Origin of the sequence: Paenibacillus sp. Marseille-P2973 (genome assembly GCF_018101095.1) — a bacterium.
GTDB lineage: Bacteria > Bacillota > Bacilli > Paenibacillales > Paenibacillaceae > Fontibacillus > Fontibacillus vini.
Genome location: NZ_JAGQEH010000007.1, coordinates 182,327 through 197,367, shown reverse-complemented (window position 1 = coordinate 197,367; position 15,041 = coordinate 182,327). Strand labels below are relative to the sequence as shown.

13 protein-coding genes are annotated in these 15,041 nt (G+C 46.2%); 9 read left to right on the top strand and 4 right to left on the bottom strand.

What is annotated here, in order from left to right:
* The first annotated feature begins 79 nt into the window (after positions 1-79).
* From KB559_RS15875 to KB559_RS15845, 7 genes are all read left to right on the top strand, one after another.
* Positions 80-1,291 (top strand): restriction endonuclease subunit S, encoded by a 1,212-nt coding sequence (locus KB559_RS15875; RefSeq protein ID WP_211022916.1) that lies wholly within the window; start codon positions 80-82, stop codon positions 1,289-1,291.
* Positions 1,292-1,310: 19 nt separating this feature from the next.
* A complete protein-coding gene (gene fic, locus KB559_RS15870) occupies positions 1,311-1,928 on the top strand; it encodes a protein adenylyltransferase Fic (RefSeq protein ID WP_211022915.1) in 618 nt (205 codons plus the stop codon).
* Between the two features lie 36 nt (positions 1,929-1,964).
* Complete coding sequence (locus KB559_RS15865) at positions 1,965-3,563, top strand: type I restriction-modification system subunit M (protein WP_211022914.1); 1,599 nt, start codon at positions 1,965-1,967, stop codon at positions 3,561-3,563.
* A gap of 151 nt (positions 3,564-3,714) precedes the next feature.
* The gene (locus KB559_RS15860) at positions 3,715-5,412 is read left to right on the top strand and encodes a hypothetical protein (RefSeq protein WP_211022913.1); all 1,698 of its coding nucleotides are present in this window, start codon (positions 3,715-3,717) and stop codon (positions 5,410-5,412) included.
* Between the two features lie 138 nt (positions 5,413-5,550).
* The gene (locus KB559_RS15855; RefSeq protein ID WP_211022912.1) at positions 5,551-6,051 is read left to right on the top strand and encodes a cupin domain-containing protein; all 501 of its coding nucleotides are present in this window, start codon (positions 5,551-5,553) and stop codon (positions 6,049-6,051) included.
* A gap of 209 nt (positions 6,052-6,260) precedes the next feature.
* Complete coding sequence (locus KB559_RS15850) at positions 6,261-8,408, top strand: sensor histidine kinase (protein WP_211022911.1); 2,148 nt, start codon at positions 6,261-6,263, stop codon at positions 8,406-8,408.
* A 7-nt stretch (positions 8,409-8,415) separates the two neighbouring features.
* On the top strand, positions 8,416-9,132 hold the full coding sequence (locus KB559_RS15845; protein WP_211022910.1) for a response regulator transcription factor: 717 nt from the start codon (positions 8,416-8,418) through the stop codon (positions 9,130-9,132).
* A gap of 41 nt (positions 9,133-9,173) precedes the next feature.
* On the opposite strand, the gene KB559_RS15840 is transcribed toward KB559_RS15845, so the two are convergent.
* Positions 9,174-11,099, bottom strand: a complete 1,926-nt coding sequence (locus tag KB559_RS15840) for a chitobiase/beta-hexosaminidase C-terminal domain-containing protein (RefSeq protein WP_211022909.1) — start codon at positions 11,097-11,099, stop codon at positions 9,174-9,176.
* A gap of 254 nt (positions 11,100-11,353) precedes the next feature.
* On the opposite strand from KB559_RS15840, the gene KB559_RS15835 reads away from it, so the two are divergent.
* A complete protein-coding gene (locus KB559_RS15835; protein ID WP_211022908.1) occupies positions 11,354-12,343 on the top strand; it encodes a tRNA dihydrouridine synthase in 990 nt (329 codons plus the stop codon).
* Positions 12,344-12,361: 18 nt separating this feature from the next.
* Entirely contained in the window at positions 12,362-12,931 is a 570-nt protein-coding gene (locus tag KB559_RS15830) for an SF0329 family protein (protein WP_211022907.1), read from the top strand.
* A gap of 25 nt (positions 12,932-12,956) precedes the next feature.
* On the opposite strand, the gene KB559_RS15825 is transcribed toward KB559_RS15830, so the two are convergent.
* The 3 genes from KB559_RS15825 to KB559_RS15815 all read right to left on the bottom strand — a co-directional run bounded on the left by KB559_RS15825 (position 12,957) and on the right by KB559_RS15815 (position 15,028).
* Complete coding sequence (locus tag KB559_RS15825; protein ID WP_211022906.1) at positions 12,957-13,115, bottom strand: hypothetical protein; 159 nt, start codon at positions 13,113-13,115, stop codon at positions 12,957-12,959.
* A 44-nt stretch (positions 13,116-13,159) separates the two neighbouring features.
* Positions 13,160-14,542, bottom strand: a complete 1,383-nt coding sequence (locus tag KB559_RS15820; RefSeq protein WP_211022905.1) for a VWA domain-containing protein — start codon at positions 14,540-14,542, stop codon at positions 13,160-13,162.
* A gap of 129 nt (positions 14,543-14,671) precedes the next feature.
* Positions 14,672-15,028: a putative zinc-binding protein gene (locus tag KB559_RS15815; protein WP_211022904.1), complete on the bottom strand. Its 357-nt coding sequence runs from the start codon at positions 15,026-15,028 to the stop codon at positions 14,672-14,674.
* Between the last annotated feature and the right edge of the window lie 13 nt (positions 15,029-15,041).

The following is a 15,041-nucleotide window of genomic DNA, read 5'->3' as shown; positions in this document are numbered from 1 at the left end:
CTTGTGCAAAAAAAAATGTATATACCGCAAGGAAGATGCAAAAAGGGTTCTAAATTTAGGGCATACAAGGAGAACTGAAATGAGTGAAGATAAAGTTAATGTACCAAAAATAAGGTTCCCGGGTTTCACTAATGCTTGGGAACAGCATAAGTTGGGGGATCTATGCAATAAGTTCCGCAGTGGAGAGTTTATCAAGGCTTCGGATATTTCCCCATTAGGCGAATATCCGGTCTACGGCGGCAACGGCATTCGAGGGTATACAAATAAATACAATCATGATGGTGAATTTGCACTTATTGGTCGTCAAGGAGCCTTATGTGGGAATATGCAATATTCCTGTGGAAAAGCTTATTTTACGGAACACGCAGTTGCTGTAAGTGCAAATTATGAAAACGAAACTCGCTTTTTATACTATTTGTTTGGAAAAATGAATTTAGGTCAGTATTCTGGTCAATCAGCGCAACCGGGATTAGCCGTTGGGAAGCTTATTGAGCTAAAAACAATGGTGCCAATTAAGGCCGAACAATCAAAAATATCAGTACTATTCAGCAAGCTCGACCACCTTATTGCCCTTCATCAGCGTAAGTTAAATAACGTGAAAAACTTGAAGGCTGGCTTGCTCCAAAAAATGTTTTCGAAAGATGGTGAAGATTTTCCTGAAGTTCGTTTCCCTGGATTCACTGACGCTTGGGAACAGCGTAGGTTTGATTCAATGTTCGATCCGTTACCGAGCAATACTCTTTCAAGAGCTGATTTGAACTATGATGACGGAAAAATAAAGAACGTCCATTACGGTGATATTCTCATCAAATATGGTGCCGTTACTGATTGCTGCAAAGATGTGATTCCGTTCATTACAGGAGCGGAGGTTTCAGATTATCAGAGTCATCTTCTCCAAAACGGTGATGTGCTGTTTGCCGATGCCGCCGAGGATACAACCGTTGGCAAAGCTACTGAAATAGCAGGAATTACAAGCATTCCTGTAGTATCAGGATTACATACAATAGCTTGCAGACCTAAGGTGAACATGCAGCCCAACTTTTTAGGATACTATATAAACTCACCATCATATCGTCAACAGTTGTTACCGATCATGCAGGGAATCAAGGTCCTCTCGATAAGCCGGACGAATCTAGCCAAAACAACAATATGCTATCCGACTTCTGCGCAGGAACAGTCGCAAATCGGCTCGTTTTTCCGTGATCTCGACCACCTCATCACCCTTCATCAGCGTAAGCTGGAACACTTGAAAGAACAGAAGAAAGTACTTCTACAACAAATGTTTGTTTGATAGGAGGATTAATTAAGTTATGGCTTTAGAAAACAAGCTAGGAATTACCGATTCCTTGGAACTTGCTCGTGTGGAGGAAAAAGTCAGCAAGCAAAAAGCTCTTGAAATGTTTGAAACGGGTTTGTTAGATACATTTGAGGTCGGAACATTTAAGTCTTTATCCGAAATTCACAAGTGTCTATTCGAAGACATTTATGACTTCGCCGGAAAAGTGCGTGATGTAAATATCGCAAAGGGTGGTTTTCGATTCGTACCCGTTATGTATCTTGAAGCTGCACTTGATAATATCGCAAAAATGCCGCAATCCACCTTTGACGAAATCATAGAAAAATATGTGGAGATGAATGTGGCTCACCCCTTCAGAGAAGGTAATGGAAGAAGCATGCGGATATGGCTTGATACGATATTAAAAAAGGAACTGAGGCAAGTTGTTGATTGGAGTAAGGTTGATAAAGAGGATTATATGCTTGCTATGGAAAGAAGTCCCATTAAGGACATTGAAATCAAGCTGCTACTTAAAGCTGCGCTTACAGATAAGATCAACGACCGTGAAGTTTATATGAAGGGCATCGACGCAAGCTATCTCTATGAGGGGTACAACGTATATAAAACGGAAAACCTCAAAAACGAGCACTAAATGTGAGGATTGTATATCTAGGAGGATAACAACACTATGAGCAATAAACTACAAACCATTACAACAAAACTGTGGGCTATGGCAAACGAGCTTCGTGGAAGCATGGATGCTGCAGAATACAAGAACTACATTCTAGCCTTTATGTTCTATCGTTATCTGTCCGAGCATCAGGAACGATATTTAGTTGAAAATAATATTCTTGATGTTGCCGAAGGCGAGTCGATCAATCAGGCCTATTTAGATCAAGCGAAGGGCGACGATTTGAAGGACTACTTGGAGGATATATCCTCAAGTTTAGGTTATGCCATTGCGCCGCTTGATACATGGGCATCCTTAGTTAATAAAATTGACAACAGTATGGTGATCCCAAGTGATTATCAAACGATGTTTGACAACTTCAATAAGAACGCTGAATTAAACAAAGAAGCCGTAAATGATTTTCGTGGCGTGTTTAACGATATCAACCTTGGAGACTCTCGTCTTGGTTCTTCTACAAATGAACGTGCGAAATCACTGACCCGGATCGTAAAGCTGGTTGATGGTATTGATTACAGAGGTGAAGATGGACAAGATATTCTTGGCGCGATCTATGAATATCTAATCGGTCAGTTTGCAGCAAGCGCAGGGAAGAAAGGTGGAGAGTTTTACACACCTCATGAAGTTTCTAAAATATTGGCTAAAATCGTCACGGATGGCGTAGAAGAATCGGACAAGACTTTTGCAGTGTATGACCCTACGTGTGGATCTGGATCATTGCTCTTAACCGTTCAAGGGGAGTTGCCTGGAGGACATAAGCCAGGGGCGATTAAATTCTTTGGGCAAGAAAAGAATACGACAACCTACAACTTGGCTCGCATGAATCTGATGATGCATGGCGTTTCATTTAACAACATGACTCTGTCTAATGCGGACACGCTTGAAAGCGATTGGCCTGACGGACCGGATGAAAAAGGAATCGACCACCCGCGCTCTTTTGACGCTGTGGTTGCGAATCCTCCTTATTCTGCTCATTGGGATAATAGCGAAACAAAGTTGAAAGACCCGCGTTTTAGTGAATACGGTAAACTCGCTCCTAAAACCAAGGCGGATTATGCCTTCATTTTACACAGCTTGTATCATCTAAATGATACGGGAACCATGGCGATTGTATTACCGCACGGTGTCTTGTTCCGTGGTGCAGCAGAAGGCGTGATTCGCCAAACCATTATTGAAAAAAACTATCTTGATACAGTTATAGGGTTGCCTGCCAACTTGTTTTACGGCGTAAGTATCCCGACTACGATTCTGGTATTCAAGAAAAATCGCAAAACAAAAAACATCTTGTTTATCGATGCAAGCAATGAATTTGAAAAAGGCAAGAATCAAAATAAACTTACGGATAACAACATCAATAAGATTATTGAAACGTACCGAAATCGTGTGGATGTTGATAAATACGCTCACGTAGCATCGCTTGAAGAAATTAAAGAAAACGAGTTCAACCTAAATATTCCTCGCTACGTAGATACGTCTGCAGAAGAGCAAACCATCGATCTTGATGAAGTGATTAAGCAATTAGAGCAGGACAAACAAGAAATTGCTGAACTTGAAGCTAAAATCAATGAACAGTTGAGAATCTTGGGTATTAATGTGTAAGATTTTTATGACCTGGACGTTCGCGTCCAGGTATTTTTTTGCCTGAATACAGACGTATGCAACTTAACCAGTAAAGCACCATTGCCGATAAGTAATTAAAGACTCAATTTAGTCTGCGGTACATATCGTATTCAACGGAGGGAAACGAAGAATGAAAAGGATTTTTGGTTTGTTACTTGTTTTATTGCTGGTAACACCGGCATTTGGCATCAAAACTTTTGCAAGTAATACAGTGAAGGCTGCGGTGACTGGAAGCAGCACCTATTTTGACGGGGAAGAAAAGAGCTCTAACGGCTTCAACATCGAGGGCAGCAATTACTTCAATCTGCGTGATCTGGCCCGGAATTTCTCGGGAACTCCAAGTCAATTTAATATTACCTGGAATCCGGGGAATCAAGCCATTGAAATCGAAACAGGGAAAGCTTATTCACCTGAGGGAACGGAAGACAGCCTCTATTTTAGCAGAAGTAGAACTTATGCTGCCACGTTGTCCTCCTCTAAAGTCATGGTAGACGGGGTAATGCAGTCCATTAAGGCCTACAATATTGAGGGGAACACTTACTTTCAATTAAGAGATTTGGCCGACAAAATCCCTTTCGAGCTATCGTATGACAGTCAGCAGAATCGGCTGGTTATGTTCTCAAGAACACCGGATCATGCTTACCGGGCCGCGGTATCCGGTGAAGTGGGGAGGAATGCCGAGTCTTCTTATTTTCCAAGATGGAAAAGTACGGTGTCATCCTATCTTGTAAATAACTCCGATGGCACCGTAAGTGTCGTGGAGGCTGGCAAACAGATTACGATAGATACCTACAATGCCAAGTATGAGCTGGCGGCGACGCAAAAGATCGATTATGAGCTGCCGTTGTTTGGCGGTTTTTACAGCGGGGCGCAATATAATTATATCGCTTTTGGACAAGAGAACCGCGAAGAGAACGACAACAAGGAAGTAATCCGGATTGTCCGGTATGATAAAAGCTTCAATAGGTTGGACAGCGTCTCTATAACGGGGGGACAGAGCTATACCGTTGAACCTTTTGATGCCGGGTCCGGAAGAATGGCTGAGTCAGGCGATACTCTAGTGTTCCATACCTCGCGTACAAGATACACCACGGAGGACAAGCTGAATCATCAATCCCAGCTCACTATTATCGTCAATACCTCAAATATGAAGGTAACCAACGATCTGGGGCGATTCCAGAAAAATCATGTCAGCCATTCATTTGATCAATATGTATTGTTTGATGGTGGTTCGCAAGTGCTTGTGGATCATGGGGATGCCTATCCCCGTTCAGTAGTTCTTCATAAGGGCAACGGAAAGACTTACAACGAGGTGGATTTGCTTAGAATTCCAGGCAGAATCGGAGCGAATGCGACCGGGGTTTCTATTGGCGGGGTTGAGATGTCCTCTAGCAGCTATATTGCCGCGATGAATACGGTAGACCATTCTTTGGTTAGGGACTACACCTCGTATGAGATGGTAGGGCTGGAAAGGGACCAGCGGGATATCATACTGAGTGTGTTGCCTAAGAACAGTATTAATAATTCCTCCGTTCATACAGTTACACTGGCCAAATATGTAGGTACTGACCAGATCGCGTCGATTCCCAAGCTTGTCCGTATTTCGGATGATCAAATGATGGTGTTGTGGCAGGAGTTCGATACAGAAAACCGTCCGGGTGATGTGAAATATGTGCTTATCGACGGAAATGGCAAAGCGACAGGTAATGTTCAGACCATCAAAAATTTTATGTTGTCTGAGTGCAAACCGGTTGTCAGCGAAGGAAATGTGGTCTGGTACACCAACGGTAATGGAAGCCGGATGTTTTATACGATCCCTGTGAAGTGATCAGGAAGAGAGGGGCAAATAACCCCTCTTTTTTTCATCGTTGTAAACTAGTGGGCTATTGCCCATTTTGCGTACCTGTAACTAGGCAGTTGCATAGGATAAATGGTCAATAAGAAAATCACTTAGAGGAGCATAAGCATGTACGCTAATTCAGGTTATCAGTATCAATGGCAAAATCAAAGCCCCCACTATTACAACTGGAACAACCACAACTATACTCCATATGGAAACATTGCATTACAAGATTATGGAACAAGACCATTAGTAGTGAATATTGACCAAGCAACCAAACAAAACAACAATTACCGCACTGCTTTATGGACAGGTAAATATTTTCAGGTAACTTTAATGAGTATTAATGTTGGGGAAGACATAGGTTTGGAAGTCCATCCGACAACTGACCAGTTCATACGGATTGAAGAAGGTCAGGGCCTTGTTCAAATGGGTGATAGAAGAGATAATTTAGATTTTCAAGTTATGGCGTGCGAGGACTATGCCATTATGGTACCTGCCGGAAAATGGCATAATCTAACCAATACAGGTAATCGCCCCCTTAAAGTTTATGTTATCTATGCACCCCCTGAGCATCCATATGGTACAGTTCAGGAAACGAAAGCAATCGCACAAGGTACGAAGTAAGTAAGATTTAGCTTTGGAGTATACATGGGTTTACACATTAATAAACCGTCCGGGTGAGGACGGTTTTCTTGCGTTCAAAAAAAGGGCCTCAAACATGATGTTTGTGTTTAAGGCCCCGCCGATATTTACAGGCCCCATTTTCCTTTAATGATGTTATTATTTAAATAATTAGCTAAATGTCGCATTTTGTAGATTGGGGTCGGTTCATCGTGAGGGGTATTTTCCGATTCGGTTCAAGTAAGATTTTTCTGTACATAACCGCTGCCATTGTTGTAGGTTTGATTGCAAGCTATGCCGTCATCTCGGCAACGGACTCCCCTAAGTTCCAAAGCGAAGAAGGCATACTGGATATTACGCAGGTTCATGTCAGTCAGAATCCGCTAAAGTTAAGAGGGGAGTGGGCGTTCTACTGGAAAGAGCTGCTGTCACCTGAGGACATTCAGAATCGTTTGGTAAAGGACGGGCCTCATGACCGCTGGATCAGCATCCCGGGCTCCTGGCTAGGCTATCGGTTAGATGGCCGGCAACTGGACGGTACAGGCTTTGCAACTTTTCGGGTGGTTATCCAGCTTAGCGAGCAGGATCGAAACGAGCGGCTTGCGCTGCGGCTGCCGACCATTTTTCATGCGTATAAATTATGGGTGAATGGCGAGCTGCTGGCAGAAGTCGGTGTCGTTGGCCAGGACAAGAACAGCATGACACCGCGTCTGGCAACGAAGCTGGTGTTCTTCCAGCCCGAGAATGATACCGTGGAGCTGGTGATGCAAGTCTCCAACTTCCATCATAAGCGGGGTGGCATCACCAAGGATATCGAGTTGGGCGGCAGTGATGTATTAACGGTCAGAACCCATCTGAAAATCGCTGATGAAATGTTCATCACCGCAAGCCTTCTGGTCATTGGCATCTATCACCTGTTGTTGTTCGTACTGCGACGGAAAGACAGGGCTCCCTTGTATTTTGGTCTGTTCACCTTGTTGTTTGGCATCCGATCGTTGCTGGTCGGGGAGCACTTGCTTACACAATGGTGGCCGGCTTTTCCATGGGAAATGCAGTTCAAGATCGAGTACCTGATTTTATGCAGCGGTGGTTATATCATCATGATGTACGCGAACTGCATTTTTCCGAATTATGTGTCGCGTTGGTTTCGTCTTGGTTCGCAGGTTGTAACTGGCGCATTCTGTTTAGTAGTTGCGGTAACTCCTGCAATTTTCTATACCAAGTTATTAACGGTCATCGGTGTGATCGTTGTTCTGCACATGGTGTATCTGATGGTGGGGCTGGGCCAAGCGGCGGTGCGGCGTATGGAGGGGGCGCTGTTCTTCCTGCTGGTGTCGGTGGTTGCTTTGGTTACGGTCATCAATGACTTTCTGTATTACAATGAATGGTCACCCGTCGGAAATACTTCTCCGTTTGGTCTGTTGGTATTTACGATCGCACAGATGTTTCTGCTTTCTTCCAGATTTACAAGGGCGGCAACGAACGAAGAGAGAATTGCACGTGAGCTGCAGGAGGCGAATAATAAGCTGACTGAAATGAATATAAATTTGGAACAGACCGTGCAGGAACGCACATATGCCTTATCCGCAGCTCATGATGATCTCCGCACTTCGTATGACCGGCTGCTTCAATCCGAGCAAGGCAGGAAGAAGCTTCTTGCCTACATTACGCATGATCTGCGGTTGCCGCTGTCCAGCATGCTTGGTTATGTCGAAGCTGTGCAGGACAGAGTCAAGCCGGAACGCAATGAACAGTACTTGAAGTATATCCGGGATAATACGATTAGGATTAACCGGATGATCGATGAGTTGTCCTTCTTGTCGCATCTGGAGACGGGACAAGTCTCGTATCGAATGGAGCCGGTTGATGTGGCTGACTTCTTGCGCCGGTTCTATGAACAATACGAACTGGTTGTGCGTGACGCAGGACTGGATTTCAGGCTGGATATGAGTGATGCGGATGTTCAAGGGACAAAATCGCCTATTGTCGAGATGGACATGCAAAGGATGGAGCAGGTGTTGTTCAATCTAGTGTCGAACGCCATGAAGTTTACCTCCAGCGGCGGGGTGGTGTCTATTGGGTTAGCTGTGGACGAGGTGAAGGATACCCGCTATGCAATCATTAGCGTACAAGACTCTGGTACGGGAATTCCTCCGGATCAGCTCGAGCAAATCTTCGATCGCAATTACAGGTATGATCGACCGGGCATGGATCATGAGGTTGAAGGCAGCGGGCTTGGGCTGGCGATTTGCCGGGAAATCGTGCAAGCGCATGGAGGAATGGTTCGAGCGGAGAGCGACGGAGAGACCGGGTCGATATTTTACATATCCATTCCTAGTATTCGTGGAGAAGGTAGGTGACGGCGTGATGAATGGACACAAAATTATGATCGTCGATGATGATCCCCATATATGCGAGATTGTTCAGGCTTATTGCGAGCGTGAGGACTTCCTGTGCTCCTACAGCTATAGCGGGACAGAAGCCATGGAGCTGCTTGTATCGTTCGAGCCGGATTTGATTGTACTGGATGTAATGCTGGCTAATGAAGACGGCATTGATTGGTGCAGGAACGCACGTAATTACACGGATGCGCCGATTGTGTTTCTAAGCAGCCGTGAGGAAGACGAGGTGAAAATTGACGCATTATCTTATGGGGGCGACGATTATGTGACCAAACCGTTCAGTCCGGGAGTACTCATGGCCAAGATCAAGGCTCATCTTCGCAGGGTATCGGCGGGGAGACGGGAGCAACTGCTGGAGTTACCGGGGTTTACGCTGGATTTCTACGCACAGTCCGTTATCATAGGGAGTGAAACCACCTTTTTATCGAAAAAAGAGTTCAGTTTACTGTCCTTTATGGCCCAAAACGTGAATCGTGCCGTCAGTGTCGATACGTTGTTTCAGCTCATCTGGGGAACGGAGAGTCTGGAGGATACGAGAACGGTCGCTGTACACATCAGCAATTTACGCAAAAAAATCGAGGCTGACCCTGCCCACCCTGAGCGAATTGTTACGATTCGGGGGACCGGATATATGCTGGTTGCCAGAGGTGGGTTGCAACCGTATGATCTAATTCATGAATAAAAGAAGCGGCGCAGGGATGATCTCCCTGCGCCGTTATGGCTCTACTCTAATAAGTTCATTTGACCCCAAATTGCCAAGTACTCGTCAATCACAGCCTGGACTTCTTGTTTAGAGGACCCGGAGTATAATGATCCGCCCGAACCGTCGCCAGGGAAACCTCCAGGGAATCCGCCGGAACCGTCACCGGGGATTTCGCCAGAATCGTCACTAGGGAATCCTCCTGGGAATCCGCCTGGATCACCACCAGGCTCACCGCCAGCTCCCCTATATTTCGATTGAAGGTGCGCTATGATATCGGCTAGATTCGCATCTGTAACTCCAGTGAGACCGGCGAGCTCAAAAGTTTCCTTGGTAGGTTCGGTTCCATAACCATATGCAAAATAATAGTTGATGAGAGTTAGGTTAATTGTCTCATTCACAATGGTTTGAATCTGAGATTGATCTTTGGGCAGTGCTCTCGAAGGATAATCATAGTCTTGCAATATGCCTTGGATACCGGATAGGTACTCGGATGTAACTCCCGTAATTCCTGCGGCAGCAAAAATCGACTCATCCACCCCGGTCCAATCACCGGATTCCGCCGCTTCATTAATCAGGTCCAGCGGCGTCTTGGAGGATAATGCAGGCGAAATAGTACCTGTATACTTCTTGGTTTCGGTTGCCGGAGGTGTTGCCGAATCCGTCGCGCTGATCGTAAAGTCATACCCACCGCTCACGCTTGGAATTCCGGTAATCTCTCCCGTGATAGGATTTAAAGTCAGTCCCTCAGGCAGCGCGCCATTCGTCACTGCATAAGTAACGGCTCCCGTTCCTCCGGATAGCTTCGCTACGCTGCCGGTATAGAGCTCTCCTTCAGTCATAGGCTGAATCGAGTCAGGTAACAGGATTGGCATCTTGACCGTATATTCAAATCTCGCAACCGGGCTATTCTTCGATCCGGTCTTAATGGCGATAGCCTTGATCGTTGTATTGCTCGTAATAGTTATCGGTCCTGTATACCGCGTACTGGAGGTTGTCGGCTCACTGAGATCCGTCGTATAGTACACCTCCGCAGATGCGGTCGTTGAAGTCAAAGTAACTTGTGTCCCCGATGTCACAGCACCGCCTGCAGGAAGCGCCGTAGGAGTCTCAACGGTAGCCTGTACCGGCTGCTGCGGAGCTGGGGATGATGAAGACGGCCCTGGCTGTGTAACTGGAGACGAGGACGGCACAGACTGATGTTTCTTTTCTTCTTCCGCTTTCTTCAGTTCCTCTTCCTTCTTCTTCTCTTCTTCCTTCTTCTTTTGTTCTTCCTCTTTTTTCTTCGCTTCAACCTGTGCTGCATGTTGCTCTTTGGCTTCGTAAGCGCCTGTCACGAGCAGATCGCGAGTTGCATTCGATTGCCCGCCGAACGTTCCGTCCGATCCGTTGGACATCAATTTTTTTTCCAACGCTAAGGCCACATATCCCTTGGCCCAGTCAGAGACAGACTTATCATTCACGCCCGGCGTTGCCTGGGCCTCTGCATTCTTTCCCAGCCCGCGAATCAAGAACGTAGCTAACTGCTCCTTGGTTACCTTACCTGCAGGATCATAGACACCGTCCCCATAACCATCCGTGATCCCTGCGGCTTTCACCGCCTCGATGTATGGCACCGCATATCCATTTGCAGGGTCATCGGCTTTGACATCTTTGAATGAAGACGTCTGTGAATCCTTATCCACCTCCAAATCGAATATCAACGCGGCAACCTTGGCGAATTGCGCCCGGTTCATCTCATCCTTAAGACCGAAAGTTCCCTCAGCCACACCCTCAAATACTCCAGCAGATATCAGTGCGTCGAACTTGGCTTTCGTCGCCGCGTCCAGATCCTTCAAGTCTGTAAAGTCGGCTGAAGTCTTAGCAGCTACTGCGTTATCGGCCAAGTAAATGGCGGCACTTAAGCAAAGCAGCATTGTCATCAATAATCCGACAACTCTTTTTTTCATCGTTTGTCCCCCTGAAGTGTGATAGATATTATTGATTTTCCTCCTATTACTTTATCATGGTAGATTAGCTCATGAATGAAAGTTAAAGAAAACTTTAAGTTCGAGCTTGATTCGCAATTCAAGTCTGACTGTTGATAGTCTTGATCGTTCCTTGTCATTCAGCTATATATGAATATATTGGGTAATTAAGCTTCTCCCGGGTTATGATATACTTATTTAATGTCTATCCTGATTTAAATAGAGAGGTTTATAATATGACAAATAATTTCTGGCGTGATTTGCCACGGCCATTTTTTATATTGGCGCCTATGGAAGATGTGACGGATGTTGTTTTTCGCCATGTCGTAAGTGAGGCGGCCAGACCGGATGTGTTTTTTACGGAGTTTGCGAATACGGAGAGCTATTGCCACCCGGAGGGCAACCATAGTGTGCGCGGGCGGTTGACTTTTACAGAGGATGAACAGCCCATGGTAGCGCATATCTGGGGGGACAAGCCGGAATACTTCCGTCAAATGAGCATCGGTATGGCGAAAGAAGGCTTCAAAGGTATCGATATTAATATGGGGTGTCCTGTAGCGAATGTAGCGGAGAACGGGAAGGGGAGCGGCCTGATCTGCCGTCCTGAAACCGCAGCGGAGATCATTCAGGCTGCCAAAGCCGGGGGACTGCCCGTCAGTGTAAAAACACGGCTCGGGTTTAGTGACGTAGACGAATGGCGCGACTGGCTAACACATATTTTGAAGCAAGACATTGTTAATTTGTCCATTCACCTGCGGACAAGAGATGAAATGAGCAAAGTGCCTGCTCACTGGGACCTGATTCCGGAGATTAAAAAGCTGCGCGATGAGGTAGCGCCGGATACCCTCTTGACGATTAACGGGGATATCCCAGACCGTCAGACCGGCCTCAAGCTCGCTGAAGAGTACGGTGTGGATGGAATTATGATCGGGCGCGGTATTTTTCATAATCCGTTTGCTTTTGAGAAGGAGCCGAAGGAGCACAGCAGTGAGGAATTGCTTGATTTGCTGCGCCTGCATCTGGATCTCCATGATCAATATTCAGAACTGCAACCACGTTCGTTCAGACCTCTGCAACGCTTCTTTAAAATATACGTCCGCGGATTTCGAGGGGCAAGTGAGTTAAGAAATACGTTAATGAACACAAGGTCAACAAGTGATGTGCGTGCGCTGCTGGATGAGTTTGCAAGCAAGGAGCAGGATGGGCCGGAGGAACACGGGGAATAAGCAACTGAGGGGGATATCATGTCCTGGAGTAAATTGAAGCAGCAACTGGAGGGCTTTCTCAGTCCTGCGTTAAATGGAAGGGTGGAGTACCGCGCGCCAGGGTACCGTTATCTGCCTGATAAATCGGGGATATGCTATATTTTGGTGGATAAAAAGAATGTGCTCCAGATGAGTGATAAAGCGAATTCTATCCGCTGGTATCAAACCGAACTGGAAATTAAGAATGATCCGGATATCCAAATTCCTGTCAGCAGTGACGAAATTGAAGTCGTCAGACAAGGCACCAAGGGGCCGGTGCCGGAGGATCGTTTAATAGTGATGGCTAGAAGCAGAAAAAGTACGGAACATGCAAAAGAGCTTTTGTCCGCACAGGCTTCATTAAGTAAATCCAATTTTATCGTGGTGGCTAATAAGTTTTTGACGACCCCTATCGAGGAAAGTCTGGAAAGCAACGATATTCAAATGAATGTTCTAGCCTTGGTGGACAAAAGAGTCGGTAAGAAGCGGATCTTGAACATGTCCGAGAAGATAAAGCTGAAGCATCCGATTGTGCAGTATTTTTATGAATTGCGGCGGAATACGTTGTGATGGTGGATCCCCGTAGTTGGGGAGCTTAAAGATGCCGAATCCAACTAATAATTCTCACAAAAAACATAAGAATCCCTTCGAGAATCCGAAACCAAAAGGGGCGGCGAGTTTCTTCGTCCGCTCCTTTTTGCTGATTCAATTTCCCTTCAATAACTGTCAACTTAGGTCTGTTATTTGCCCCCATGAATTTGCCTCCCATTGTAAACGTTAATAGACAATTTGCAGGCTTTATTTCCCGCTGTTTCGAAGATTCTGGCGTTCTTCAAGGCCTTGATCTCGAACCTCATTCCGATGCTCGAGCCCTTTGTCACGCAGTTCTTCTCTGAGTCCGAAGGCGGTTTCCCGGGCATATTCTCTTAATGCAAATCCCAATTTGCGGGTATAATCTCTTATCTCTCTGCCATTGACATCAAATTTCTCATCAACATAATTGGAGAGCGTGTCCAGATGCTCCTGTTCGCTGTAAACCAGTTCGATCATTTCTTTTTCTTTCTCAAACATTTCATCGACACGAGTTTGTTCGGATTGAAAATATTGACCCACATTTTCGGACTCCCAGGCAAACCATTCCTCAATCAGGCGATGTTTCTCTTTTTTGAAAAAGTCTTCGATCTCCTGTTTTGTCCGTACGGTGGTGTATTTGCCCATTCCGGCTTCGGCGACCTGTTTCAACTGCTGCTGTCCTTCATCGTCCACGTCAAAACCGATAATGTTGACAATCGCTTTTGCTGCCGACTGGTTTAATTTTTTGGCTGCACCGACCGGGTCGCCGCCGCAGGTTTCAATTCCGTCGCTTACGATGTAAATGATGTTCTCGATGTTCTCTCCCGTGTAGGATTGCAGATCATCATGCGCGGCTTCGATGGAAGCGCCGAGAGGGGTCCAGCCCGCCGGAGCAAACTGATTCAGCGCTTTTCCGAAGCTTTCCTCTTGATAGGGAGCCAGGGCGTAGATTTCTTCGGTACTGCTGCAGGACAGCTCACGGTCGCTGTTTTTCCCGCTTCCTTTATGGCCATATACGCGCAGAGCCACATTCGTGTTCTCGGGAAGCTCGGCAACAAAGCTATTTACTGCGTCCTTGGCCAGTTCAATCCTTGTCTCCCCGTCGATTTTACCTGCCATGCTCCCGCTCGCATCGAATAAAATTTGAACGTTCAATTGTTTGCTCCCCGGGGAACCAGGTTGTTCCCTTTCTTCCGGTATGGCGCTTGCGTCTTGATAAGAGGTATCGTACTGGCTAAAAAGCGTATGATACGGCCGATAATCCTCAGCGACCAAGGAAAGCAGGCGGGCGTAGTATTCCTCCGCCGTTTTTCCTTCCGGGAATTGATCAATCCATCGCTTTACTTCCGCTTCATCATATTGTTCTCCGCTGAATTTGCCCGGGGCAAGCAGTAGCCGCTCCATGACATCCTCGGTTTGGTAGGGACGGAAGTCCTCTCCATCCTCTGAATCCTTCGGGCCGGTTTGCTCCGCCGTCTCAATGGAGTTATTCTGCGATGGGGCCGGCTGCGGATCGGCGTCACTGGCTTTTTCCTTAGAGGAACAAGCGCTTGCAGCAAGCAACAAGAATGACAACAGAACTAAGGTGTACATTTTTCTTACAACCAATGGAATACTTCCTCCTTGATCAAAAAAGTATCAAATTTCATAATACCACACTAAAAAGGAAGAGAAAGGGTCCTTAGACCTTTCCTATGAAGTAACCATTACTTCCGGAGGAAGAAACACGAGTTGACATTACTTGATAAGTTCGAGAATCTGATCGTAGGCATTCTGGACATGCTGGGGGTTAGGATCTTCTCCAAGACGTTTAGGCACATCGAATTTCGATAAATCAAAATGATGCTTAGGCTCCACGTTATGTCTGGCTAAACAGCTCATGCAGCAGGCCAGCGGGCAACCGTCAATGGCAATGATGTCACGTCCCGACTTGGCTGTTCGGACAAGCGGCTTTACGTCACCGCCCACACCGGCGATGCAGGACATTTCCGCGATCACTTCCCGATCCATCTTAATCGCAATCCGGTTCGCGGTCTGTGCAGCCGAGGAACATCCGGAACATGAATAAACAAGCGGCAGATCATTTTTTTTCATTGGCTATCCCTCT

Bases quoted from the DNA above. Each gene is read 5' to 3' on its own strand.
- KB559_RS15875 (WP_211022916.1), top strand. From the start codon at position 80: ATGAGTGAAGATAAAGTTAATGTACCAAAAATAAGGTTCCCGGGTTTC.
- fic (WP_211022915.1), top strand. From the start codon at position 1,311: ATGGCTTTAGAAAACAAGCTAGGAATTACCGATTCCTTGGAACTTGCT.
- KB559_RS15865 (WP_211022914.1), top strand. From the start codon at position 1,965: ATGAGCAATAAACTACAAACCATTACAACAAAACTGTGGGCTATGGCA.
- KB559_RS15860 (WP_211022913.1), top strand. From the start codon at position 3,715: ATGAAAAGGATTTTTGGTTTGTTACTTGTTTTATTGCTGGTAACACCG.
- KB559_RS15855 (WP_211022912.1), top strand. From the start codon at position 5,551: ATGTACGCTAATTCAGGTTATCAGTATCAATGGCAAAATCAAAGCCCC.
- KB559_RS15845 (WP_211022910.1), top strand. From the start codon at position 8,416: ATGAATGGACACAAAATTATGATCGTCGATGATGATCCCCATATATGC.
- KB559_RS15840 (WP_211022909.1), bottom strand. From the start codon at position 11,099: ATGAAAAAAAGAGTTGTCGGATTATTGATGACAATGCTGCTTTGCTTA.
- KB559_RS15835 (WP_211022908.1), top strand. From the start codon at position 11,354: ATGACAAATAATTTCTGGCGTGATTTGCCACGGCCATTTTTTATATTG.
- KB559_RS15830 (WP_211022907.1), top strand. From the start codon at position 12,362: ATGTCCTGGAGTAAATTGAAGCAGCAACTGGAGGGCTTTCTCAGTCCT.
- KB559_RS15825 (WP_211022906.1), bottom strand. From the start codon at position 13,115: ATGGGGGCAAATAACAGACCTAAGTTGACAGTTATTGAAGGGAAATTG.
- KB559_RS15815 (WP_211022904.1), bottom strand. From the start codon at position 15,028: ATGAAAAAAAATGATCTGCCGCTTGTTTATTCATGTTCCGGATGTTCC.